Below are 23159 nucleotides of genomic sequence, written 5' to 3'. Positions count from 1 at the left end.
GCGTTCACCCGTCCGCCCCGTGCCCGCGCACCCGGCCCGCTCCTGTCCCGCGCCCGGCTCCCGTCCGCCCCGCGCCCGCCCCGCGGCCGGCCCGCGACAGGCGCGGGCAGGGACCGCCCGCGCGGAGCCCCGCCCCGGAAGGCGTCCCCCCCCGTCCGCTCCACCCGCCGCCCGTCGCGGGGCGCGGGCGGCATTGCTTAACGTGGGGGCATGCAGCGACTGAGAGTGGAGTTCACAACAGAGCCCTTCGACCTCGACGAGGCACCCGCGCACGCGGTCGTGGCCCGCGAGGTCATCCAGGCGGCCGATCTGGACGCCGTGGACGTGGGGCCGTTCGGCAACACCGCCGAAGGCGGCGCGGACGCGGTGCTCACCGCGGTCGACGCCCTCCTCCGCCGGTCCCTGGGCGCGGGTGCCACCCGGGTGTCGCTGCAGGTCAACGTGATCGGCGAGGCCGGGGAGGGCGACAAGTGACCGAGCCGGGAGACCACCCCCTGGTCGCCGCGGTGAAGCCGCTGGTGGACGCGATGGGCGGCAGGATGCTGGCGCCGGACCAGGCCGGGGACGACGACGTCGTCCTGGCCTGGGAGGGCGAGGACGTGCTCGCCGTCAGGCTGCCGCAGCTCGCCGACTCGCTGGACCACATCCTCGCGGCGATGGAGCGCCGGCACGGCAAGCCGCTGTCGGAGCTGGACCGCAAGACCAAGCAGGCGGTCGTCCGTACCCTGGAGGCACGGGGCGCGTTCTCCGTCCGCCACGGGGTGGAGACGGTCGCGGGCGCTCTGGGCGTCAGCCGCTTCACCGTCTACAACTACCTGAACAGGGAGAATGCGGCGAAGAGTGAGTAGCTGAGCACAGCGCGCAGTCGGCCGCCGTCCGTATGCCGGGACGGCGGCTTTTGTGTCACCGAAGTTTCAACAAAGTGTTGACGGGGCGTTGCGCCAGGGCGTTAGCTATCCGCAGCCCGTCCAAGCACAGGAAAACAGCCACGGAGGCTCCCGTGACTTCGAGTACACAGCGCCTTTCGGGGGACACCCCCGAACCACCCGCGGGCCTCACCCGGTTGAACACCTCCGCCGAAGGCGACGCGCTCGCCGCGCTGCACGAGGTGTGTGCCAGCTCGGCATGGGGGAGCAAGCTGCTCGCCCAGCGCCCGTACGCCACCGTCGAGGCCCTCCTTCTCGCCGGCGACGCCGCCACGGCCGAGCTGACCGCGGAGGACCTCGCCGAGGCGATGGCGGGGCACCCGCCGATCGGCCGCCCCAAGCCCGGAGACCCGACCTCCTCCCGCGAACAGAGCGGGATGGCCGGCGCCTCCGAGGACCTCAAGGCCGAGATGCTCGAACTGAACCTGGCCTACCAGGAGAAGTTCGGACACGTCTTCCTGATCTGCGCCACCGGTAGGACCGGCGAGCAGATGCGCGACGCGGTCCGGACCCGGATCGGGAACTCGCCCGAGGAGGAGCGGGAGATCGTCCGCACCGAACTGGGCAAGATCAACCGTATCCGGCTGACCCGTCTCGCAGAGGAAGAGAGCGCCGCATGAGCACCGCGACCACCGCGTCGGTGTCCACGCACATCCTGGACACCAGCATCGGCCGCCCCGCCGAGGGCGTCGCCATCGCCCTGTCGGCCCGCAGCGGGCCCGGCGCCTCGTGGGTGGCGCTCGGGGCTTCGGCGACCGACGCGGACGGGCGCTGCAAGGACCTGCCGGCCCTGCCGGAAGGCACCACCCACGTACGCCTCGACTTCGAGACCGAGGCGTACTTCACGCGTTCGAACAAGACAGTGAAGCAAGCCGAGGCGCAGCAGGACGCCCCCCGCGTAAGGGACAGCGGCGCGTTCTTCCCGGAGGTGGCGATCACGTTCGCCGTCGTACCGGGCGAGCACTACCACGTACCGCTGCTGCTCAACCCGTTCGGCTACTCCGTTTACCGAGGGAGCTAGCAGACACATGCCCACGATTCTCGGCCAGAACCAGTACGGCAAAGCAGAGAACCGCGTCGTCAGGATCACGCGGGACGGCGACACCCACCACATCAAGGACCTGAACGTCTCGGTCGCCCTCTCCGGCGACATGGACGACGTCCACTACTCCGGCTCGAACGCCAACGTCCTGCCGACCGACACCACCAAGAACACGGTGTACGCGTTCGCCAAGGAGCACGGCATCGAGTCCGCCGAGCAGTTCGGCATCCACCTCGCCCGTCACTTCGTGACGTCGCAGGAGCCGATCCACCAGGCGCGCATCCGCATCGAGGAGTACGCCTGGGAGCGCATCGAGACCTCCGACGCCAACTCCAAGTTCATCGGCGCCGACGAGGTCAAGCACTCCTTCGTCCGCAAGGGCCAGGAGACCCGCGTCACCGAGATCACCTACGACGGCGACAACTGGCAGGTCATATCCGGCCTGAAGGACCTGGTCGTCATGAACTCCACCAACTCGGAGTTCTGGGGGTACGTGAAGGACAAGTACACGACCCTCCAGGAGGCGTACGACCGCATCCTCGCCACCCAGGTCTCCGGCCGCTGGCGGTTCAACTGGACCGACGACGAGCAGCGGATGCCCAACTGGGAGAAGTCCTACGAGCAGGTCAGGAAGCACATGCTCCAGGCCTTCGCCGAGACGTACTCGCTGTCGCTCCAGCAGACGCTGTACCAGATGGGCTCGCGCATCATCAACAACCGGTCGGAGATCGACGAGGTGCGCTTCTCCCTGCCGAACAAGCACCACTTCCTGGTCGACCTCGAGCCGTTCGGGCTGAAGAACGACAACGAGGTCTACTTCGCGGCCGACCGCCCCTACGGCCTCATCGAGGCCACCATCCTCCGGGACGGTGTGGAGCCGCGGATCCCGGTCGACATGACCAACCTCTGACCGCCCGACCGTTGACCGCCCCGCCCGCCCTGACGAAGGGCGGGGCGGCACCGGACCGGAGGGACCAGCAATGGCACAGCCTGCATCGGGGCCGGCAGCAGAAGGCCCGTGTTCCCCCACCGGAGAAGACCACCGGTCACCCGGTGGACGAAAAGCTCCCCTTCCCGCGGCTCGTCCCCGCCGCGCCCCAGCACATCGCCGCCCTGTACGCGGGCGTGGTCACCCCTCCGCTCATCATCGGCCAGGCCGTCGGCCCGGACGCCGCCGGGAAGACCCGGCTGATCGCGGCGAGCCTGCTCATCGCCGGTCTCGCCACCGTCCTCCAGACCCTCGGCGTCACGAACTTCGCCGGGAACCGGCTGCCGTCCGTCGACACCGCCTCCTCCGCCGGCATCGCGCCGATGCCCGCCCGCGCCGAGACCGGCGCCCCGGGCCTGAACCTGTTCTTCCACCACCTCGGCACCCGGAGCCGCCACATGGCCCCGGCACTCAAATCCTCCTAGGGTCCTGCCGTGCCCTCTCCCCCAAGGTCTTCGTCCAGGGGGACCCCCAGCCACTGCCATCGAAAGAAGAAGGAAGCACCATGGCACCTTCGGCAGCCCGGACCGCTAACCAGCGCATCGTGATCGAGAACTGTGCGATCGCGACCGTCGACGCCAACGACACCGAGTACGCCTCGGGTCACCTCGTCATCGCGGACAACAGGATCGAGTCCGTCGGAGCGGGCAAGGCCCCCGAGGGCCTGGAGAACGTCGTACGCCGCATCGACGCCACCGGCCACCTCGTCACCCCCGGCCTGATCAACACGCACCACCACTTCTACCAGTGGATCACCCGCGGACTGGCCACCGACCACAACCTCTTCAACTGGCTCGTCGCGCTCTACCCGACGTGGGCGCGCATCGACGAGCAGATGGGGTACGCGGCGGCCCAGGGGTCCCTGGGCATGATGGCCCGCGGCGGCGTCACCACCGCCATGGACCACCACTACGTCTACCCCAAGGACTCCGGCGACCTGTCCGGCGCGATCATCAAGGCCGCCTCCGAGATGGGTGTCCGCTTCACCCTCGCCCGCGGCTCCATGGACCGCAGCGAGAAGGACGGCGGCCTGCCGCCGGACTTCGCCGTCGAGACCCTCGAAGGCGCCCTCGCCGCTACTGAGGAGACCGTCAGGAAGCACCACGACGCCTCCTTCGACGCCATGACCCAGGTCGCCGTCGCGCCCTGCTCGCCGTTCTCCGTCTCCACCGAACTGCTCAAGCAGGGTGCCGAGCTGGCCCGCCGCCTCGGCGTGCGCCTGCACACCCACGGGTCGGAGACCGTGGAGGAGGAGCAGTTCTGCAAGGAACTGTTCGGCATGGGTCCCACCGACTACTTCGAGTCCACCGGCTGGCTCGGCGAGGACGTGTGGATGGCGCACTGCGTCCACATGAACGACTCCGACATCGAGGCCTTCGCCCGGACGAGGACCGGTGTCGCCCACTGCCCCTCGTCCAACGCCCGGCTCGCCGCCGGCATCGCCCGCGTACCCGACATGCTCAAGGCCGGCGTCCCGGTGGGCCTCGGCGTCGACGGCACCGCCTCCAACGAGTCCGGTGAGCTCCACACCGAGCTGCGCAACGCCCTGCTGATCAACCGCCTCAACCCGGTGCACCGGGAAGCCGCGCTCAACGCCCGCCAGGCCCTGCGCCTCGGCACGTACGGCGGCGCCCAGGTCCTCGGGCGGGCCTCCCAGATCGGCTCCCTGGAGGCCGGCAAGCTCGCCGACCTGGTGCTGTGGAAGCTGGACACGCTCGCCCACGCCTCCATCGCCGACCCGGTGACCGCCCTCGTCTTCGGTGCGGCGGCCCCGGTCACCGCCTCGTTCGTCAACGGCAAGCAGATCGTCGCGGACAACCGTCTGCTGACGGTCGACGAGGACGCCATCGCGCGCTCCACCCGGGACGAGGCCCAGCGCCTCGCCCGTATCGCCGCCCAGGGCTGACCCTGCGGCGCGCATCGCCGGCCCGCGTCCGACGCGGGTGGGCGATCCACGGAGTCCGGTCGAGGGGGACGGCCCTCGACCGGTCGCCGCGGACCCGAGCGGGGTCCGCGGCAGCCGGACCGGGGGGTGCCGTACCGCAAGGAGGTACGCACCCCCCGGGAAGGTGAAGGGTGTCGGCAACCTGACGGCACACCCCCCGGGCGCAACACCTGCACCACCTCCCTGAAACCCACGTCCCCGAGCACGTGTAACCGACCGGAGGAACCCACGTGGCCGCCAAGCCCAGGTTTCGCAACGACGCAGACGCCACCGACGCGGGAGCCGCCCCGGCGGACCGGAAACACCCGGTCGACGAGACGCTCCCGCCCCTGAAGATGTTCACCAGCGGCCTCCAGCACGTGGCCGCCATGTACGCGGGCGTGGTGGCCCCGCCCCTGATCGTCGGAGCCGCCGTAGGGCTCTCGGGCACCGAACTCACCTTCCTCACCGGCGCCAGCCTCTTCACCGCGGGCCTCGCCACCTTCCTCCAGACCCTCGGCATCTGGAAGATCGGCGCCAGACTGCCGTTCGTCAACGGCGTCACCTTCGCCGGTGTCGCCCCGATGCTCGCCATCGTCGACACCACCGACGACAAGGCCGACGCCCTGCCGGTCATCTTCGGCGCGATCATCGTCGCCGGGCTGCTGGGCTTCATCGCGGCCCCCTACTTCAGCAAGCTGGTCCGCTTCTTCCCGCCGGTCGTCACCGGCACCGTCATCACCCTGATAGGCGTCTCCCTGCTGCCCGTCGCCTTCGGCTGGGCACAGGGGCCGAATCCGGCGGCCGACGACTACGGCTCGACGACCTACCTCACCCTGGCCGCGATCACGCTCGTGCTGGTCCTGGTGCTGCGGCGGTTCACCCGCGGCTTCGTCAAGCAGATCGCGGTCCTCATCGGCCTCCTGCTCGGCACGCTGATCGCCATACCCTTCGGCGTCACCGACTTCAGCCCCGTCACCGAGGCGGACATCGTCGGCTTCCCGGCCCCGTTCCACTTCGGCGCACCGCAGTTCGCCCTCGCCGCGATCATCTCCATGTGCGTGGTGATGCTCGTGTCGATGACGGAGTCGACCGCCGACATGCTCGCCCTCGGGGAGATCGTCGAGCGGCCGGCCGACGAGCGGACCATCGCGGCGGGCCTGCGCGCCGACACCCTCGGCTCGGCGATCAGCCCGCTGTTCAACGGCTTCATGTGCAGCGCCTTCGCCCAGAACATCGGCCTCGTCGCCATGACGAGGATCCGCAGCCGGTTCGTCGTCGCGGCGGGCGGGGGATTCCTGGTCCTGATGGGCCTCTCCCCGGTCGCGGCCTCCCTGATCTCGGTCGTGCCGCGCCCGGTGCTCGGCGGCGCGGGCGTCGTCCTCTTCGGCTCGGTCGCGGCCAGCGGTATCCAGACCCTGGTCAAGGCCGGTCTGGAGAAGGACAACAACGTCCTGATCGTGGCCGTCTCGCTGGCGGTGGGCATCATCCCGATCACGGCGCCCGAGTTCTACCACGCGTTCCCCGAGACCGCGAAGATCATCCTGGACTCCGGCATCTCCACCGGCTGCGTCGCCGCCGTCCTGCTGAACCTGGTCTTCAACCACCTGGGCAACGGCGGCCGCGACGCCGACGAGGTCACCGCCCCGATGGAACCGGGCGAGGAGATCTCCGAGACCCGCGCCGGCAAGACGGCCCCGGTGCACTGAGGCACCGGGGCGACCGGGCGCGGACGGCATCCACCGGTGCCGTGCGTGCCCGCCGTGCCGTGTTCAGGCCCCCTGCCAGGCCATCAGATTGCTGAACAGCTCCGCCTGTTCGATCGCGTCGTCCAGGGCGTGGTGCGTGTGACGCCGCCGGGAGAGCAGCTCGCGGGGCATCGTGCCCTTGGCGACCGCCCGCAGCGGCAGCCGCGCCTTGGTCGCGTACAGGGTCTTCATGTCCATGCACCCCGAGTGTCCGAACGGGCTCGCGCCCGTGTACCGCATCAGGTACCAGTACAGGAACGTCCAGTCGTACGCGGCCGGATATCCGCACATCACCGGCTGCGCGCCCCTGCTCACCTCCCTCACCCAGGTGCTGAACTCGGCCAGGGCGACCACCGGGTCCGCGCCGTCCCTGAGCAGCACTTCCCGGTCCAGTCCACTGACCGCGAGCGCCTCGGGGTCGAACGCGTCACCGATCGGCCGCAGTTCGCGGTAGAAGGTGTCCGCCTCCGGGTCGGCCGGCTCGTACGCGTCGGCGTCCTGGCGTCCGGCCACGGCGGCGCCGACGCTGAGCATCGAGTACGGCCCCGGGATGGGGCCGTCGGCCTCGATGTCGACGGAGATGTACACGCTGGGGCGGAGTCTGCGGGCCATGGCCCGGGAGCATCGCACACCACCTCCCGCCGGTCACCCGGATTTCCCACCGGCCCCCGGCCCGCCGTCCGGGCGCCGGCCGGGGCGGCGACCGCTGATGCCGATCACCCGGTCGAGCAGGGGCGCGTCCTCCGGGACCGGCACCGGTGGGCCGAACGGCCCCCGCTGGTCAGGGTCGTCGGCGGTGGGGGCCAGCAGTGCGTACGAGGCTTCCAGCGACGCCTCGTCCGGCGCGTACTCCTGACCGGTCGCCCGCGCCAGGTCCCACCCGTGGATCAGCACCTCGTTCAGCGCGACCAGCCCCGCCACCTCGCCCGGGAGCGTGACACCGCCCGCCCGGGTGGTGCCCTCCCACGCCTCCGGGGCCCGCCAGGCGGCGGCGAGCTCGTCGAGCCGGCGGGGGAGCGCGGTGCGCCAGTCGTCGACGAGCGGCTGCGGGCCGGCGGCCTGCGGGTCCGTGTCCGTGGTCGGCCCGAAGTCCTTCCGCCCGGCGTCCCGGAAGGCGACCGCGAGCCCCTCCAGGTGGGCCAGCAGGTCGCGGACCGTGTAGTCGGGGCAGGGCGTCGGGCCGTCGAGCCGGTCGTCGGTGACACCGTCCACCAGCTGGGCCACCCTGCGGGTCGCGGGTCCGAGATCGAACATGACCGTCTCCATGTGTGCGTCCATGCGAGGGCGGACCGCCACCGGCCCGGAAACTCATCGTCCCCCCTCACCGCACCCGCCGCGCGCACCCCACTGACAACCGCGCCCGAACCGGCGTCGCCTGATTGGGCTATCCACCCGTGCGCGAGCGGCGCCGACCCGTGCGCGGCCCATACGCTCCCCGAGTGACCGTGATCCGTACACCTGCTCCGAACACCGGACTCGACGACTTCCTGGGCTGGGCGGACAAGGAACGCGAGGCCCGCGGCGAAGCCCCCCTCCCCGCGCGTACCGCCGACGCCGTCCTGACGCTGCTCGCCCTGCGCGGCGCCGACCGCAGGACCGGTGTGCCCGAGCCGACGGCGCGACTCCTCGGCCCGCTGCTCCACGAGGACCTGCCCGTCCTGCTGTGGGGCACCCCGGCCGAGGTCGACGCGGTGCCGGCGGTCCTCACCGCGCTCGCCGACCACGTCCGGGCGGCCGGGCGCCTCAACGCCAAGCGGCACGCCCGGCTGCTCGCCGCGATCGACGAGGCCGTGCCGGAGTTCCGCCGCGCCATGGCCGACCCGTGGAACCTGACCTGGCCGCGCTGGTACGCCTCCCTGCTGCGCGCCGACGGCGTCGACGCCGACGACCCCGACGCCGTACGGGCCTGGCTCGCCGCCCACGAGAGCACCCCGCGCGCCGAGCGCCCCGGGCTCCCCGCGCCTCTGCACCGCTCCGACGTCGCCGCCCATACCTTCGCCGTTCGCGTCCGGTTCGGGGAGCTGCTGCTGGAGGCGTTCGCCCGTGACGTCGAGGCACCGTCCCCGGCGGGCCCGCTGCTGGCCGGGCCGCCCCTGGACGCCGACCGGCCGGACGAGGCGCTCCCCGCCGAGCTGGAGCGCACCGCCGCCGCGCTCAGCGACCGCTGGACGGCCGCCGGCCTCGGTGACGCGCTCGCCGAACCGGGAGGCCCCCACGCCGCCCTGGCGCCCAGCCCCGAGTCCATCCCCCACTTCGCCCTCGTGGACCGGCTGCTCGGCGAACACCTCGACTACTACGGCGACTCCGCCCTGCCCCTCCCGCCGCCACCCGCCCTGCCGGCCCCCGGCGAGATCAAGGCGCTGCTCCACGCCGCCCCGCTTCCCGCCGCCCTCGCGGCGGGCTCCGCCGACGCCCCGCGCGAGCTCGCCGAACGCTGCTTCACCGGCCCGGCCGCCACCGTCTGGGCCGACGGCACCCCCGAGGAGGTGACCGAGCTCGCCGCGGACATCCTGGCCGCGGTCGTCGACGACATCGGCGCCACCTCCGACTCCGAGTACGCCCAGGACGCCGCTCACCTCCTCTACGCGCTGTACGAGCGGGGAGGCACCGCCGACTCCGTCGTACGCAAGGCGGCCGAGCACGGCGACCTGCCGGTCGACCCGGAGCTGGAGGACGCCCCCGTTCCGGTGCCGGAGGGCGGGGCGTACCGCCCGTACGAGATGCCGCCCCCGGACCGGCTGCCCGCCCTCCTCGGCGTGCCCTCCCTCGGCGAGGAGGACCGGTCGGAACTCGAGCCCCGGGCCCGGGCGCTGGCGGACGTCGTCGACCGGCTGGCCGCGACGGGCTGCGTCTTCCGCGCCGGTGACGCCTACGGACCGACCCCGCTCGGCTGTGCCGTTCTGCGCCACGTCCTGGCCGCCGGTCATGTCGCCACGCCCGACGACGAGGAGGTCTCCGAATGGGAGGCCGCCCAAGTCGTCACCGCCGTCCGGATCTGGCCCACGCAGACGGCCGTCGACACGCTCACGAGGTGGACGGCCGGACGCGGCGTCACCGCGTGGAGTGAGCTGCTCGGCGCCGTCGAGGCGGCCGTGAGCGCGGACTTCCAGGCCGTCAACACCGCCACCCTCCTCGGGCGCTTCGACCTGGCGGGCATCCCCGCCGAGGCCCTCCGGGCCGCTCTCACGCAGCCGCTCACCGGCGCCCACGCCCACCGGCTCCTGGACGGCCGGGGGGAGGCGACCGGCCAGGACGCCGACCGTGTCCCGCTGAGCTCCCGCGCGGTGCTGGTCCTGGAAACGCTCGAGGACCGCCGGCACCAGGACTTGCGCCGGTACGTGGAGGCCGCCTACGGGCGTGAGCCCGGGGAAGTGGACCCGAGCACCTTTCCCTGGCTGCTGCCCGACGCCTTCGACGCCGCCGCGTCGACCTGGCCCGGCGGTACCCCCGCCCTGGTCGAGGACATCCTCCGGGCCCACCCGGCCACCGCCCTCGCCGTCCTGGAGGCCCTCGCCGAGCACCACCCGGACCCCAGGACGGCGACCCTGGCGGCGCGTACCGCGCGGTCGACCGCGAAGGGCCCCGGCGGTGGCGGGCGCCGGCGCTGATGCCGTGGGGCGCTCGCTGGGGGCCGCCCCTGGTGCGGCGGCCTCTGGGGGAGCGCGTGCAGGGCGCCGCGGGCCAGGCGAGACTTTGCGGACACGACCTAGGACCCGGGTGAGGCGGCCCTGCGGCGGGTCTCCGAGAGGTGCAGGCCGATGTGCCGGGCGAGGACCAGCCCGTCCCGGGGAGCGTCGGCCTGGAAGGTGACGCGGCGCAGCAGCCCGACGGCGTCGAGGGTGACGCCCTCGCGGGCGAGGACGAAGACGAGGGTGAGGAAGGCGGAGCGGGCGTTGCCGTCGTCGAAGGGGTGGAAGAAGCACACGTCGAGGTAGGCGCGTGCGGCGCGGGCGGTCAGGGGGAGGGGCCGCGGACCGCCCGGCGCGCTCTCGGCGAGGCAGGCGTCGAGGCGGTCGCGGGTGTCGGGGGCGATGCCGTAGCGTTCCCGGCCGGCCTTGGCGAAGGCGGGCCGGTCGCGGAACGGCGGCGGCTGCGGGGCGTTGAGGACGTGCCGCTGCCAGCCGCGGAGCAGCGCGAAGTCGAGCGGGGCGCCCCGTGCCGCGTCGGCCCGTACCCGTTCCAGGGCGGCGAGCATGCCCTCCGCGCGGGCGGTGCCGAGGGCGCCGTCGAAGGCGCGTATGTCCTCGGCGGCGCCGTCACGCACGGGGTTCACCGGTCCGTCCCCGCCCTCGTCCGGTCCCTCCTCCCACGGCACGGTCTCGCGCAGCGCGAGCCACCGGTGCAGGTGGTCCGGCACGGGTCCGGCGGGCCGCGCGGCGTCGTCCGGCCGCAGCGCGTGCGCGAGTCGCTCGGCGACGTCGTCGACGAGCACCGTGTCCGGGCCGGTCCAGCTCCGGAAACGCCCGCCGATCGCCTCGTCGATCAGCTTCTCCGCGACGTCGGGGGCGACCCCCCAGCGGCTGAGGAACCAGGTGAGGACCTGACGGCAGTGCCCGTGCCAGCCGCTGCCGCAGCCGGTGCGGTCGGTCACGTGCAGGATCAGGTTGCGGGCGGCGCACTCCCACAGGATCCGCTGGTCCTCGACGGCGGTCAGCTCCAGCGGGTACGCCTCGAACCACCCGGCCAGGCTCTCCAGCCAGGCGCGCCATTCGCAGAGCGACGCGACGACACGGTCGAGCGTCTCCTCCGGGGTGGTGATCGAGTCCCTCGGACAGCACCAGTTCCCGACGGGGCCGCCGTCGAAGTCCCCTTCGTCGTGCGCCCAGCGCCAGCCCACCACCCAGCGGCCGTAGTGGTGGGCGAGCGCGTGCGACATGGCGTCGGCCCAGAGACCGCCTTCGTCGTAGCTCCACGCGATCAGCGTCGAGTCGTAAGGCGGAAGGTCGGGGCGGCGGGGGACACGCCGGGCCGGCCCGAGCGAGCGCACCACCCGCGTCACCGACGCGCTGTCGAAGGGATGACGGGCGGGGTCCACCTCGTCCCAGGTCAGAAAGCGCGGGGCCAACTCGGCGATCACCGCGCAAGCGTGCCACGCCGGCCCGTCGCCACCGCAAGCGAATTGTTGCCCCCGGCCGCCCGGTCGCGCGGCGAACTCCGGCTAGGTACCGGCCTCTTGAAGCCGCTCCGCGAGTGTGCGATACAGGTCTGGACCAATACCCGTCAGGCGCGGAGGCCCAAGCGTGCGACGTTTCCCCAAGCTGATCGTGCCGGCTCTCGGCCTCGCCCTCGTGCTCACCGCCTGCGCCGGGGATGACGAGGACACCGAGCCGCCCTCCACGCCCACCGGGGTGACCGCCCAGGCCGGCAGCGCCACCTCCGTGCACGTCATGTGGGAACGCTCGTCGGACAACAGGGCGGTCACCGGCTACGAGGTGCACCACGGGGGCCGGAAGGTCGCCGCGCTTCCCGCCGCCAGGACCATGGTCGACATCGAGCGGCTGACGCCCTCGACCGCGTACGCCTTCACCGTCCGCGCCCGGGACGCCGCAGGGAACCTCTCCGCTCCCAGCCCCGCCGTACCGGTGACCACGCCGCCGGCCACGCCGGACGACGACACGCCCCCCACCCGCCCGGCCGCCCTCCGCGGCACGGTCGAGGGCACGCGGGCGGTCACCCTCACCTGGGCGCGCGCCACCGACGCCGTCGGCGTCACCGCGTACGACGTCTACCAGGCCGACTCCCGCGTCCACAGCGTCCCGGGCACCGCCACCACCGCCCGTCTCACCCAACTGCGCCCGGGCACCGTGTACACCTTCACCGTCCGCGCCCGCGACGCCGCGGACAACTCCTCACCCGACAGCCCCCCGGTCGACCTCACCACCGCCTCCGCCCCCGGCTCCGGTCCCAGCACGGCCCCCACCGCTCTGACGGCGACGGCCCGCAAGGGCGCCGTCGTCCTGTCGTGGACACCGCCGGACACCGGCGCTCCGGTGAAGGAGCACCAGCTGTACCTCGACGGCGCCTTCGCGACGACCATCGTCTGGGGCACCCAGCCGCCCCCCGGGCGGGCGACGTACACCTTCACCGTCACCGACAATCCCGGCACCCGCTACACCGTCAAGCTCCGCGCCAAACTCCCGGACGGCACGTGGGGCGACTTCTCGGCGCAGCGGACGGTGGTCATGCCCTGAGCCGCGGTCCGCGCCCGGGGTGGCGGAATGCGCCGCCCATCGGGTAGCTGTAGGTGCCACCTATAAGTGATCCAATTCACCGGCCCCGGCTTTGGATCATGAACGACGGCTGGGTTACCGTCGATTCCGCCCGACCGGAAGTGACCAGCCGGACGGATGAGGAACAGCCGGGGGAAGAGGAATTCCGGGGCCGACGCACCGCACGGTCCGCGGGCGCACTCGTGCGCTTTCCTCCCCCCTGAACAAGGGGAATCGGAACGTGAAGAAGAAGTGCATCCGCGTGGCGGCCGCCGCCGCGCTCGCCGCCGTCGCCTTCGGTGCCACCGCGCCTCTGGCCCAGGCGGCCGAGGTGCAGCGGCAGCAGGCCGCGGGCGAGGTGGTGGAGGAGTCGCTGCGGCCGACCGCCGCGGACGTGCGCGACCTCGTCGCCCGGATGAGGAAGGACGGCGCCGATCCGGCCCTCGTCGCCGAATTCGAGCGCTACGCGGAGCGGTTGGAGAATCCCGACGCCCATCAGCGCACCAAGCGCGCCCTGGGAATGGGCACCATCGTCCGCAAGCTCGTCGTCGCCGGGCTGCGTCACGGAGGCGTATGGGCCGGGAAAATCATCGGCAAGGTGAGCAAGAAGAGCGGCGCTTTCATCTCCCGCAACGGCAACAAGATCGCCGATGCCATCGAGGACGTCGAGGGATGGAGCGAGACCGCGCTCACGGTGGCGATGGTGAGGGCCGGTATCCCCACGGACGTGGCCCATGACATCGCGCGGGCCATCATGCTCGTCGCCCTCTGACCTCCGCCGCCGGGCGGCATCCCGTCACGGGGTGCCGCCCCTGTGGCCACCCGTGACGGAAAGGAGCCGTGGTGGAACCGGAGAAGCGCCCCGAGGACGACACCTCCGGCTGGGCCGCCCTGTCGCCCCGTCAGAAGGCTTTGAGTGCCGCGGGGCTGGTGGGGCTGGGGGTCGGGGTGGTGGCCCTGGTGCTGCTGGCCGTGCTGCTGGGGGTCCTGGCGGTCGCCGTGCTCGCCCGCCCGCTGGTCGAGGTGGACAGCGGAACCGCCCTGGTGTGGGGCGCGCTGCTCTGCCTGCCGTGCGGGCTGCTCGCCGCGCTGTTCGTCCACCCGCTGCGCGCCGCCCTGCGCCTGCTGACCGCTCCCGGCCGTGTCCGGGCCGCGGGGGAGGAGGTGCTGTCCGGCGCGACGACGTTCCTGGCGGTGCTGTTCGTCGCGTCCTTCACACCCGGGCTGCGCGTGCGCGAGCCGTGGGCCCCCGCCCTGCTGGCCGCCCTGCTGGTGGCGCTGGCGGGACACGTGGTCGCGTACGCCGACAGGCGCCGGGCGGCGCGCGGCGGGAACGGACGGGGCTCCGGCGGACGGGGCTCCGGCGGACAGGACGCCGGCGGACAGGGCTCCGGCGGACAGGACTCCGCCCCCTGACGTCGTGCGTCGTCAGGGGGCGGAGCGGTCCTCGCGGCGGCCAGGGGCCGGCGTCAGCCGACGAGCTGCTCGTACGCGGGGAGGGTGAGGAAGTCCGCGTAGTCCTCGTCCAGCGACACCTTCAGCAGCAGGTCGTGCGCCTGCTGCCACCGGCCCGCCGTGAAGGCCTCCTCGCCGATCTCCGCGCGGATCGCGGCCAGTTCGCGGGCCGCGACCTCACGGGCCAGCTCCGGGGTGGCCCGCTCGCCGTTCTCGAAGACGACACCCGCATTGATCCACTGCCAGATCTGTGAGCGCGAGATCTCAGCCGTGGCGGCGTCCTCCATGAGGTTGAAGATCGCCACCGCGCCGAGCCCGCGCAGCCACGCCTCGATGTAGCGAATGCCGACCTGGACGGCGTTGCGCAGGCCGTCGTACGTCGGCTTCGCGTCGAGCGAGTCGATGGCGATGAGGTCGCCCGGGGCCACGGAGACGTCCTCGCGGAGGCGGTCCTTCTGGTTGGGCCTGTCGCCGAGGACCGCGTCGAAGGAGGCCATCGCGATCGGGACGAGGTCGGGGTGGGCGACCCAGGAGCCGTCGAAGCCGTCGTTCGCCTCGCGGTCCTTGTCCGCCTTGACCTTCTCGAAGGCGACCTTGTTGACCTCGGCGTCCTTGCGGGACGGGATGAAGGCCGCCATGCCGCCGATCGCGTGCGCGCCCCGCTTGTGGCAGGTGCGGACCAGCAGTTCGGTGTACGCGCGCATGAACGGGGCCGTCATCGTGACCGCGTTGCGGTCCGGGAGGACGAACTTCTGCCCGCCGTCGCGGAAGTTCTTGACGATCGAGAAGAGGTAGTCCCAGCGGCCCGCGTTGAGGCCGGCCGCGTGGTCGCGCAGCTCGTAGAGGATCTCCTCCATCTCGTACGCCGCCGTGATCGTCTCGATCAGGACGGTCGCGCGGACGGTGCCCTGCGGGATGCCGACGTAGTCCTGCGCGAAGACGAAGATGTCGTTCCAGAGGCGGGCCTCCAGGTGGGACTCCGTCTTGGGGAGGTAGAAGTACGGCCCCTTGCCCAGGTCGATCAGCCGCTGGGCGTTGTGGAAGAAGTACAGGCCGAAGTCGACCAGCGCACCGGGGACGGCTTGTCCTGCGAAGCGCAGGTGGCGCTCCTCCAGGTGCCAGCCGCGGGGGCGCATGACGACCGTCGCCAGTTCGGAGGCGGGCCTGAGCGCGTACGACTTGCCCGTGCGCGGGTCGGTGAAGTCGATCTTCCGCTCGTAGGCGTCGATCAGGTTGAGCTGGCCGAGGACGACGTTCTCCCAGGTGGGGGCGGACGCGTCTTCGAAGTCCGCGAGCCAGACCTTGGCGCCCGAGTTGAGGGCGTTGATGGTCATCTTGCGATCGGTCGGGCCGGTGATCTCGACACGGCGGTCGTTCAGCGCGGCCGGGGCCGGCGCGACCTTCCAGCTGTCGTCCTCGCGGAGCTGTGCGGTCTCCGGGAGGAAGTCGAGGGTGCTGGTGCGGGCGATCTCGGCGCGGCGCTCGGCGCGGCGGGCGAGGAGTTCGTCACGCCGCGGCGTGAAGCGCCGGTGCAACTCGGCCACGAAGGCCAGGGCCGCATCGGTGAGGACCTCGTCCTGCCGGGGCAGGGGCTCGGCTTCGACGATGGCCAGCGGGGACGGCGCTGGTGCGGACATGAGCTGTCACTTCCTTCAGCGGGGACTGTGGCACGGCGCCGTGCAGCGGCCGCCGGGCATACGCGCGCGGCACTGAGTGCCGTGGGAGCCGAGATACGGTCACAGGCGCCTTCTGACGATCGGGTGCTTCTGAACAGTGGATACTAGTTTCCTCATGGTGGAAGTTCAATGGTTTGTTGATGTCGAGATTCTCCGGGTCGACAGAACATGGCGCTGAGTGCCACCGCGTTCACTCCAGGTGCGCCAGGTCCTCCGCGGTGTCGATGTCGTACGCCTCCGCGACGTCCCCGCACTCGACGAGGACGATCGACGCCTCGTGCTCCCTCAGATAGGCGCGTGCCCCCCGGTCCCCCTCCGCACTCGCCCCCACGTCCGCCCAGCGGTCCGCGCCGATCAGCACCGGATGGCCGCGCCTCCCGTCGTACGCGGCCGCCGCCAGCGCGCCCCGGTCGCGGTACGCCGCCGCCACCCGGCGCACCGCGTCGGCCCCGATCCCCGGCTGGTCCACCAGCGACACGAGGGCCGCGTCCGGGTCCGCGCCGCCCGCCGCGGCGAGGGACGCCAGCCCGGCCCGCAGCGACGAGCCCATCCCCTCCTCCCAGTCCGGGTTGTCGACCAGCACGCAGCCCGGCAGCGAGGCCCGCTCGCGCACCGCCCCGGCGGCCGCCCCCAGCACCACGTGCACCACCTCGCAGCCGCCCGCCCGCAGCACGGCCACCGCGTGCTCGACCAGGGGGCGGCCGCGGTGCTCCAGCAGCGCCTTCGGGCGGCCGCCGAGCCGCCGCCCGCCGCCCGCCGCGAGGAGGAGACCGGCGATCCGCGGTCCGTCTGTCGTCGTATGTCCCATGTGGAGTGCATACCGCATGCGCCCCGCCCCACGCGCGGGTGAACAGGAGCCTCCGCCTTGGATAGGGTGCGGTTCCGGGATCGAAGTGATCCGACGGTGATCCGCAGTGATCAGCAGGGACAGTGTGAAGTCCGTTACGGGGGACATGGGTTGATGAGTGGTGGTCCGGCACGCCAGGGAACGGTCTTCCAGCCGCTCGAGGACGACGATCCGCGATCGGTGGCCGGTTACCGGCTCGCCGCCCGGCTCGGCGCCGGCGGCATGGGGAAGGTGTACCTCTCGTACACACCGGGCGGCCGGCCGGTCGCCATCAAGGTGATCCGCCCCGACTTCGCCGAGGACGCGGAGTTCCGGCGCCGGTTCGCCCAGGAGGTGAAGTCCGCCCAGCGCGTCCAGGGCCTGTACACCGCGCCCGTCATCGACTCCGACACCGACGCCCGCCAGCCCTGGCTGGCCACCGCGTACGTCCCCGGGCCCTCCCTCGCCGACGCCGTCCAGGCGCACGGCCGGCTGCCCGTCGACACCGTGCTGCTGCTGGTCGCCGGCATCGCCGAGGCCCTCCAGGTCATCCACGGCGCCGGCATCGTCCACCGCGACCTCAAGCCCGCGAACGTCCTGCTCGCCGCGGACGGACCGCGCGTGATCGACTTCGGCATCGCGCGCGCCGCCGACGCCACCTCGCTCACCGGCAGCGGAGTGACCATCGGCACCCCGTCGTTCATGTCGCCCGAGCAGGCGGCCGGCCGCACGGTCACCGCGGCGACCGACATCTTCGCGCTCGGCCAGGTCGCCGCGTACGCGGCCATCGGCAGCCCCGCCTTCGGCGAGGGCACCTCCCACGGCGTGCTGTACCGGATCGTCCACGAGGAGCCGCAGCTCGACGGACTCCCGGACCGGCTGCGCGAGTTGGTCACCCGCTGCCTCACCAAGGACCCGGCCGCGCGCCCCTCGGTCACCGACATCCTGGCGCTGTGCCAGGCCGCCAACGACCAGACCGCCCTGCGCCGCCCGGAGGAGTGGCTGCCCGGCGCCGTCGCCGCCGACATCACCACCCGCGCGGCCGCCCCCGCGCCCGTGGCGGCCACCACGCCCCCGCCGCCCGCCCAGCCCCCGGCGGCCCCCGCCGCCCCCGCGCCGCCGCCGCCCTTCCAGGCGCAGGCGCCCGCGCCGCACCCGCCGACCGCCCACGCGGCCCCGTCGGCCCCGCCGCCCGGCTTCGGCCCGGCGCCCGCCCACACGGCGGCGACCCCGGTCCCCGGCCCCGCCCCGGCCCCCGGTTACGGCTACCCGCAGGCCCACGCCACGCCGCCGCCGTACACCGGACCGGCCCCGGTCACCGCACCGGTCGCCACCCCCGCCCCCGGCGCGCCCGAACCGCCCCGCCGGAAGACGAAGCGGAACCTCCTCCTCGGCCTCACCGCGGCGCTCCTCGTCGCCGGTCTCACCGGCGGCGGGGTGTACGTGCTGATGTCGGGCGACGACGCCAAGGACCGCGGCGCGACGCAGCGCCAGGACCAGGCCGGCACCGCCCCCACGCCCCGGACCCCGGCCACCGCCGACGGCGCGGACAACCAGCCCGGCGCGAGCGACCCCTCGGCCGGCACGCCCTCCTCCGAGCAGCCCCCGGAGCCGGTCGCGAACCCCGAACCCGCCACGTACCAGGGGATCGACCTCACGGACGGGTACCACCTGACGCTGGCCGACGACCCCGTCAAGCCGCTCGCCGACGACGCCAACGTGGACGTCGCCTACGACTGGAACCTGGAGAAGATCTCCGTCGAGGACGGGCGGCTCATCCTGCTGCGCACCGGCCAGAAGGGCGACCTGGAGACCTGCCGGACCGAGACCCGGTACGCCGACCGGGTCGACCTCGACTCCCTGTCCAAGGGGTCCCAGCTGTGCGTGCTGACCAACGGCGGACACGTCGGCCTCGTCACGTACCAGGGCAAGTCCCCCGAGTCCGACCCCAGTCACTACGTCACGCTCGACGTGACCGTGTGGCGCGGCGCGATCGCCCCGGAAGCCACCTCCTGAATTTCGTCGCAGGAGTGGCGCTCCCCGCCCGTGATGGCGTTAAGTACAGGGGCGGGCGCACACCGTAGTGCGGGCGAGGGGCGGGAGAGCTTTTGTTGCGCAGCATGGGGCAGAGGCGCGTGGCCGACAGCGGCGAGGACCCGAGGGTGACGGAGCTGAGCGCCGCCGTCGCCCGCCTCCGCCGCGAACTGGCCTGCTACCCGGCGGACTTCGCCGACCGGGGCATCGCGGAGGACGAACTGGCCGCGCTCGCCGCCATGATCCTCACCGGGGTCCCGGAAGTACGGCGGCTGCGCCGGTCGTTACTGCTGGTCGCCGGGGCGACGGGGTCGGTCAGCGCCCTGAGGGCCGCCCTCGCCGACGTGCGGGCCGCGGTGGAGCTGTTCGGCGAACAGCCCCGGTAGCGGCGGCAGCCGACGGCGGGGCGGCCGGTCGGCGGCGGCGGTCGGTCGGCGGCGGTCGGTCGGCGGCGGTCGGTCGGTCGGCGCCCGACGCCCGGCGGACGGGGGCGGTCGCCGGCGGCCCGTCAGCGGCGGATCAGGCGGCGCGCCGTGGCCGCCGCCACCGCCGCCGTCCGCGAGTCGACGCCCAGCTTCGCGTACACGTGCACCAGATGGGACTTCACCGTCGCCTGGCTGAGGAAGAGCCGCTTGCTGATCTGCTGGTTGGACAGGCCCTCGCCGACCAGTTGCAGCACCTCCAGCTCCCGCCTGGTCAGCGCCTCCGCCGGTGTCCGCATCCGGTCCATCAGCCGGTGCGCCACCGCGGGGGCGAGCGCGGACCGGCCGGCCGCCGCCGTGCGGACCGCCGCCGCCAGCTCCTCCGGCGGCGCGTCCTTCAGCAGGTAGCCGCTCGCCCCCGCCTCGACGGCCGCCAGGATGTCGGCGTCCGTGTCGTACGTCGTCAGCACCAGCACCCGGGGCGCATCCGAACGGGCGGTGATCGCCGCCGTCGCCTCCGAGCCGTGCATGCCGGAGCCGAACTGGAGGTCCATCAGGACGACGTCCGCGCACCCGGCCAGCTCGACCGCCCGCTCGGCGGTGGCGGCCTCGGCGACCACGGTGAAGTCCGGCTCGGTGTCGAGGACGGCACGCAGCCCCGCGCGGACGACCGGGTGGTCGTCGGCCAGCAGCAGGCGGACGGTCACGCGGCCTCCTCCGTCCGGACGGTCGTGGTGACGGGGGCGGTGCCTGAAGAGTGCGACGCGCCGGGGTCGGGGCCGGACGCGGGCGTACGGAGGGGGAGGGCGACCGCGACGGCCGTGCCCTGGCCGGGCGCGGACTCCACGGTGAAGGTGCCGCCCAGCGACTCGGCCCGCGCGCGCATCGCCGGCAGGCCGAAGCCGCCGCCCGGGGACGGCGTCCAGGACCGGGGGTCGAAGCCCGTGCCGTCGTCCACCACGTCCAGCGTGACGGACGCGTCCATGAACGTCAGCGTGATCCCGGCCCGCCCGGCCCCCGCGTGCCGCACGGTGTTGGCCAGCGCGGACTGGGCGATCCGCAGCAGCGCCACCTCGTACGGCGTGGGCAGCGGGACCGGCGTACCGCTCACCGAGAACCGGACCCGCGGCCCGGGCCCCGCCGTCCCGCACAACCGCTCCAGCGCCGCCGCGAGCGAACCCCGCTCCAGGTCGGCCGGTGTCAGCGCCCGGACGAACCGGCGCGCCTCCGCCAGGTTGTCCTGCGCGGTCCGCCGCGCCCGCTCGATGTGCCCGGCCGCGACCGGGGAGCCGTCCGGCAGGGCGCGCTCGGCGGCGCGCAGCAGCAGCTGGATCGACGACAGGCCCTGCGCGAGGGTGTCGTGGATCTCGCGGGCCAGCCGCTCCCGCTCGGCCAGCGTGCCCGCGTGCCGCTCGGCCGCGGCCAGCTCCGCCCGTGTCGAGGTCAGCTCCTCCACCAGCCGCCGGTGCCGCTCGCTCTCCCGGTACAGCGCCTGGTAGCCGAGTACGGTCGCCACGGCGACGGCGGCCCCCAGCAGCGGGCCGATGAACGCCCCGGGACTGAGCGGCGCGCCGTGCCGGACGTACGACATGATCGCCGCGCCGGCCGTGGCCGCGACCGCCGGCAGCGACCAGCGCACCGGCAGCAGGTGCAGGTGCAGGAAGTACAGCGGGAAGGCCAGCCACAGGCCGTCCGGGGCGACCGCCAGCAGCACGAGCCAGGCCGCGGTCAGCGCGCCCAGCCACACGGCGGCGGCCGGCCGGGACTCCCGCACCGGCCGCAGGGACGAGCCCACCGCGTACACGGCGCCCGTGCAGGCGGCGGCGGTGACCGCGGCCGGGGTCGCGGCCCGCAGCGCGGCCAGCGCCAGCAGGCCCGCCACCAGCAGGTGCAGGCAGACGCGCAGGACGCGCAGGACAGGGGTGAGGGAGCGGGGATCCATGACCCGTCCAGCCTAAGCGGGACCGGCGCCCCCGGCCTCAACCGAAAGATTGATGCCCGGCCCGTCCGGCGGGCGATGCCCGCGCGGAGCGTCCGCCGCCAGGCTGGCCACCATGTTCGTGGCATGGAAAGACCTACGCTTCGCCAAGGGGCGATTCACCCTCATGGGCTCGGTGGTCGTGCTGATCACCCTGCTCGTCGGGCTGCTGTCCGGGCTGACGGCCGGACTCGCGCGGGAGAACGTCTCGGCGATCACCGGCCTGCCCGCCGACCGGCTGGCCTTCGCCGCCCCGCCGCCCGGCCGGCCGGTGTCCTTCACCCAGTCGGCGGTGACCGAGGACGCCTGGCGGACCTGGGCGCGGCAGCCGGGCGTGACCGCCGCCGAGCCGCTCGGCATCCGCACGCTGGACGCGGTGGCCGGTGACCGTACGGCGGCGCTGGCCGCGTTCGGCAGCGAGCCGGGCGCCGGTATCGCGCCCGCGAGCGCGCGGCTGCGCCCCGGGCGGGTGGTGCTGTCGGAGCCGGCCGCCGACGACCTGGGCGCCGGGACGGGCGACCGGATGCGGCTGGGCCGGCTGGAGGTCACGGTCGCCGCGGTCGCCGGAGACGCCTCGTACAGCCACACGCCGGTGGTGTGGACGTCCCTGACCGACTGGCACGCCCTCGGAGGCACCGGCGCGACCGTCGTCGTGCTGCGGGGCGACGGCTTCGACGCGGCGGCGGGGGACCGGGCCGCCGGTACGCGGAGCACCACCGTCGACGAGGCGCTCACCGCGATCGGGTCCTACCGGGCCGAGAACGGCAGTCTGCAACTGATGCGCGGCTTCCTCTTCGTGATCTCCGCGCTCGTCGTCGGGGCGTTCTTCACGGTGTGGACGATCCAGCGCGCCGGTGACGTCGCGGTGCTGAAGGCGCTCGGCGCCTCGACCCCGTACCTGCTGCGGGACGCCCTGGGGCAGGCGGCCGTGATGCTGGGCGCCGGGATCCTGCTCGGCACCGCGCTGGCGGCCGGCGCCGGGGCGCTGGTGGGGCGGGGCGACGTGCCCTTCGCGCTCGACCCGCTCACCCTGCTGGGACCCGCCGCCGTGATGGTCGTGCTCGGCACGCTCGGCGCGGCCCTGTCCATCCGGCGGATCACCGCCGTCGACCCCCTCACCGCGCTCGGGAGCGCCCGATGAGCCTGCACCTCGTGGACGTGACCCTCACCTACCCGGACGGCGACGGGCGGCTGACCGCGCTGGACTCCGTGTCCCTGGACGTGCCGCGGGGCAGCCTCACGGCGGTCGTCGGCCCGTCCGGCTCGGGCAAGTCCAGCCTGCTCGCGGTCGCGGCGACGCTCGTGGCGCCGGACCGGGGACGGGTGGTCGTGGCCGGCAGTGACACCGGCGCGCTGGACCGGGCCGGCCGGGCGGCGCTGCGCCGCGACCGGATCGGCATCGTCTTCCAGCAGCCGAACCTGCTGCCGTCGCTGACGGCCGCCGAACAGCTCCAGGTGATGGCGCACCTGGCGGGGCGGGGGCGCCGGGAACGGCGGGCGCTGGAGCTCCTGGACGCGGTGGGCCTCGCGGACCTGGCCGGACGGCGGCCCCACCAGCTCTCCGGCGGTCAGCGCCAGCGGGTGAACATCGCGCGGGCCCTGGTCAACGACCCGGCCGTCCTCCTGGTCGACGAGCCCACCAGCGCGCTGGACCACGAGCGCGGGGCGGCGGTCCTCGACCTGCTTGCCGCCCTGACCCGGGAGCGCGGCACGGCGACGGTGCTGGTCACCCACGACCACACCCACCTGGGCAGTGCGGACCGCACGGTCACCGTCCGCGACGGCCGCCTCGCGCCCGCCGCCCCCACGGGGATCCCTGCGCGGGGCTAGGGAGTGTCCGCAAAGTATCGGCGTCCGCCCGGAGGGCGGGGGTCGCGGTGTCCGGTGCGTGCGATCGCAAGGCGGAGGAGGGAGCCATGGCGGAGCCATGG

The 23159-nt window shown here is 73.5% G+C and carries 22 protein-coding genes and 1 pseudogene; 16 read left to right on the top strand and 7 right to left on the bottom strand.

The window, feature by feature from the left end; genetic code table 11:
- Nucleotides 1-210: 210 nt before the first annotated feature.
- The 8 genes and pseudogenes from A4V12_RS08480 (at nucleotide 211) to A4V12_RS08445 (ending at nucleotide 6589) form a co-directional block, all read left to right on the top strand.
- Complete coding sequence (locus tag A4V12_RS08480; RefSeq protein ID WP_079136907.1) at nucleotides 211-474, top strand: hypothetical protein; 264 nt, start codon at nucleotides 211-213, stop codon at nucleotides 472-474.
- Nucleotides 471-848 carry a helix-turn-helix domain-containing protein gene (locus A4V12_RS08475; RefSeq protein WP_064068627.1) on the top strand — a complete coding sequence of 126 codons (378 nt, stop codon included), beginning with the start codon at nucleotides 471-473 and terminating at the stop codon, nucleotides 846-848. The genes A4V12_RS08480 and A4V12_RS08475 overlap by 4 nt, the downstream gene beginning before the upstream one ends.
- A gap of 152 nt (nucleotides 849-1000) precedes the next feature.
- A complete protein-coding gene (gene uraD, locus A4V12_RS08470; protein WP_064068626.1) occupies nucleotides 1001-1546 on the top strand; it encodes a 2-oxo-4-hydroxy-4-carboxy-5-ureidoimidazoline decarboxylase in 546 nt (181 codons plus the stop codon).
- A complete protein-coding gene (gene uraH / locus A4V12_RS08465; protein WP_064068625.1) occupies nucleotides 1543-1947 on the top strand; it encodes a hydroxyisourate hydrolase in 405 nt (134 codons plus the stop codon). The genes uraD and uraH overlap by 4 nt, the downstream gene beginning before the upstream one ends.
- Nucleotides 1948-1954: 7 nt before the next feature.
- Nucleotides 1955-2878 carry a factor-independent urate hydroxylase gene (pucL, locus tag A4V12_RS08460; RefSeq protein WP_064068624.1) on the top strand — a complete coding sequence of 308 codons (924 nt, stop codon included), beginning with the start codon at nucleotides 1955-1957 and terminating at the stop codon, nucleotides 2876-2878.
- A gap of 70 nt (nucleotides 2879-2948) precedes the next feature.
- Nucleotides 2949-3321 (top strand): annotated as a pseudogene (locus A4V12_RS08455) (solute carrier family 23 protein); the annotation flags it as partial.
- 140 nt (nucleotides 3322-3461) lie between these two features.
- Entirely contained in the window at nucleotides 3462-4862 is a 1401-nt protein-coding gene (locus A4V12_RS08450; RefSeq protein WP_064068622.1) for an 8-oxoguanine deaminase, read from the top strand.
- Nucleotides 4863-5131: 269 nt separating this feature from the next.
- The gene (locus A4V12_RS08445) at nucleotides 5132-6589 is read left to right on the top strand and encodes a nucleobase:cation symporter-2 family protein (RefSeq protein ID WP_064068621.1); all 1458 of its coding nucleotides are present in this window, start codon (nucleotides 5132-5134) and stop codon (nucleotides 6587-6589) included.
- Between the two features lie 63 nt (nucleotides 6590-6652).
- Here A4V12_RS08445 and A4V12_RS08440 read toward each other — a convergent pair whose 3' ends face one another.
- A complete protein-coding gene (locus tag A4V12_RS08440) occupies nucleotides 6653-7240 on the bottom strand; it encodes a 3'-5' exonuclease (protein ID WP_064068620.1) in 588 nt (195 codons plus the stop codon).
- A 33-nt stretch (nucleotides 7241-7273) separates the two neighbouring features.
- Nucleotides 7274-7882: a TIGR03086 family metal-binding protein gene (locus A4V12_RS08435; protein WP_079136930.1), complete on the bottom strand. Its 609-nt coding sequence runs from the start codon at nucleotides 7880-7882 to the stop codon at nucleotides 7274-7276.
- Between the two features lie 185 nt (nucleotides 7883-8067).
- On the opposite strand from A4V12_RS08435, the gene A4V12_RS08430 reads away from it, so the two are divergent.
- Entirely contained in the window at nucleotides 8068-10236 is a 2169-nt protein-coding gene (locus A4V12_RS08430; protein WP_234372111.1) for a hypothetical protein, read from the top strand.
- A 98-nt stretch (nucleotides 10237-10334) separates the two neighbouring features.
- On the opposite strand, the gene A4V12_RS08425 is transcribed toward A4V12_RS08430, so the two are convergent.
- Nucleotides 10335-11705: a Fic family protein gene (locus A4V12_RS08425; RefSeq protein WP_064068618.1), complete on the bottom strand. Its 1371-nt coding sequence runs from the start codon at nucleotides 11703-11705 to the stop codon at nucleotides 10335-10337.
- A 163-nt stretch (nucleotides 11706-11868) separates the two neighbouring features.
- Between A4V12_RS08425 and A4V12_RS08420 the strand changes: the two genes are divergently transcribed.
- From A4V12_RS08420 to A4V12_RS08410, 3 genes are all read left to right on the top strand, one after another.
- Entirely contained in the window at nucleotides 11869-12819 is a 951-nt protein-coding gene (locus tag A4V12_RS08420) for a fibronectin type III domain-containing protein (protein ID WP_064068617.1), read from the top strand.
- A 259-nt stretch (nucleotides 12820-13078) separates the two neighbouring features.
- Nucleotides 13079-13609: a hypothetical protein gene (locus A4V12_RS08415; protein ID WP_079136905.1), complete on the top strand. Its 531-nt coding sequence runs from the start codon at nucleotides 13079-13081 to the stop codon at nucleotides 13607-13609.
- A gap of 71 nt (nucleotides 13610-13680) precedes the next feature.
- On the top strand, nucleotides 13681-14253 hold the full coding sequence (locus tag A4V12_RS08410) for a hypothetical protein (RefSeq protein WP_064068616.1): 573 nt from the start codon (nucleotides 13681-13683) through the stop codon (nucleotides 14251-14253).
- Nucleotides 14254-14306: 53 nt separating this feature from the next.
- Here the strand turns inward: A4V12_RS08410 and aceB are convergent, their stop codons facing one another.
- Together aceB and A4V12_RS08400 are read right to left on the bottom strand one after the other, a co-directional pair.
- Complete coding sequence (aceB, locus tag A4V12_RS08405; protein ID WP_064068615.1) at nucleotides 14307-15929, bottom strand: malate synthase A; 1623 nt, start codon at nucleotides 15927-15929, stop codon at nucleotides 14307-14309.
- Nucleotides 15930-16158: 229 nt separating this feature from the next.
- Nucleotides 16159-16776, bottom strand: a complete 618-nt coding sequence (locus A4V12_RS08400) for a nucleotidyltransferase family protein (protein ID WP_064068614.1) — start codon at nucleotides 16774-16776, stop codon at nucleotides 16159-16161.
- Between the two features lie 153 nt (nucleotides 16777-16929).
- On the opposite strand from A4V12_RS08400, the gene A4V12_RS08395 reads away from it, so the two are divergent.
- The gene (locus A4V12_RS08395) at nucleotides 16930-18810 is read left to right on the top strand and encodes a serine/threonine-protein kinase (protein WP_064068613.1); all 1881 of its coding nucleotides are present in this window, start codon (nucleotides 16930-16932) and stop codon (nucleotides 18808-18810) included.
- Nucleotides 18811-18902: 92 nt separating this feature from the next.
- Nucleotides 18903-19214 (top strand): DUF5955 family protein, encoded by a 312-nt coding sequence (locus tag A4V12_RS08390; RefSeq protein WP_064068612.1) that lies wholly within the window; start codon nucleotides 18903-18905, stop codon nucleotides 19212-19214.
- A 122-nt stretch (nucleotides 19215-19336) separates the two neighbouring features.
- On the opposite strand, the gene A4V12_RS08385 is transcribed toward A4V12_RS08390, so the two are convergent.
- Together A4V12_RS08385 and A4V12_RS08380 are read right to left on the bottom strand one after the other, a co-directional pair.
- Nucleotides 19337-19957: a response regulator gene (locus A4V12_RS08385; RefSeq protein ID WP_064068611.1), complete on the bottom strand. Its 621-nt coding sequence runs from the start codon at nucleotides 19955-19957 to the stop codon at nucleotides 19337-19339.
- Complete coding sequence (locus A4V12_RS08380; RefSeq protein ID WP_079136903.1) at nucleotides 19954-21192, bottom strand: sensor histidine kinase; 1239 nt, start codon at nucleotides 21190-21192, stop codon at nucleotides 19954-19956. Before A4V12_RS08380 ends, A4V12_RS08385 begins: the two co-directional genes overlap by 4 nt.
- Before the next feature lie 112 nt (nucleotides 21193-21304).
- On the opposite strand from A4V12_RS08380, the gene A4V12_RS08375 reads away from it, so the two are divergent.
- On the top strand, nucleotides 21305-22369 hold the full coding sequence (locus A4V12_RS08375; RefSeq protein WP_064068610.1) for an ABC transporter permease: 1065 nt from the start codon (nucleotides 21305-21307) through the stop codon (nucleotides 22367-22369).
- Nucleotides 22366-23058, top strand: coding sequence for an ABC transporter ATP-binding protein (locus A4V12_RS08370; RefSeq protein ID WP_064068609.1), 693 nt, complete (start codon nucleotides 22366-22368; stop codon nucleotides 23056-23058). The genes A4V12_RS08375 and A4V12_RS08370 overlap by 4 nt, the downstream gene beginning before the upstream one ends.
- The last annotated feature ends 101 nt before the right edge of the window (nucleotides 23059-23159 follow it).

Origin of the sequence: Streptomyces noursei (assembly GCF_001646665.1) — a bacterium.
Taxonomy (GTDB): domain Bacteria; phylum Actinomycetota; class Actinomycetes; order Streptomycetales; family Streptomycetaceae; genus Streptomyces; species Streptomyces lavendulocolor.
This window is presented reverse-complemented; position numbering and strand designations above follow the sequence as displayed.

Excerpts from the sequence above, each read along its gene's own strand:
- A4V12_RS08440 (WP_064068620.1), bottom strand. The coding sequence starts at position 7,240 with ATGGCCCGCAGACTCCGCCCCAGCGTGTACATCTCCGTCGACATCGAG.
- A4V12_RS08435 (WP_079136930.1), bottom strand. The coding sequence starts at position 7,882 with ATGTTCGATCTCGGACCCGCGACCCGCAGGGTGGCCCAGCTGGTGGAC.
- A4V12_RS08375 (WP_064068610.1), top strand. The coding sequence starts at position 21,305 with ATGTTCGTGGCATGGAAAGACCTACGCTTCGCCAAGGGGCGATTCACC.
- pucL (WP_064068624.1), top strand. The coding sequence starts at position 1,955 with ATGCCCACGATTCTCGGCCAGAACCAGTACGGCAAAGCAGAGAACCGC.
- A4V12_RS08380 (WP_079136903.1), bottom strand. The coding sequence starts at position 21,192 with ATGGATCCCCGCTCCCTCACCCCTGTCCTGCGCGTCCTGCGCGTCTGC.
- A4V12_RS08480 (WP_079136907.1), top strand. The coding sequence starts at position 211 with ATGCAGCGACTGAGAGTGGAGTTCACAACAGAGCCCTTCGACCTCGAC.
- aceB (WP_064068615.1), bottom strand. The coding sequence starts at position 15,929 with ATGTCCGCACCAGCGCCGTCCCCGCTGGCCATCGTCGAAGCCGAGCCC.
- uraH (WP_064068625.1), top strand. The coding sequence starts at position 1,543 with ATGAGCACCGCGACCACCGCGTCGGTGTCCACGCACATCCTGGACACC.
- A4V12_RS08395 (WP_064068613.1), top strand. The coding sequence starts at position 16,930 with ATGAGTGGTGGTCCGGCACGCCAGGGAACGGTCTTCCAGCCGCTCGAG.
- A4V12_RS08370 (WP_064068609.1), top strand. The coding sequence starts at position 22,366 with ATGAGCCTGCACCTCGTGGACGTGACCCTCACCTACCCGGACGGCGAC.
- A4V12_RS08450 (WP_064068622.1), top strand. The coding sequence starts at position 3,462 with ATGGCACCTTCGGCAGCCCGGACCGCTAACCAGCGCATCGTGATCGAG.
- A4V12_RS08400 (WP_064068614.1), bottom strand. The coding sequence starts at position 16,776 with ATGGGACATACGACGACAGACGGACCGCGGATCGCCGGTCTCCTCCTC.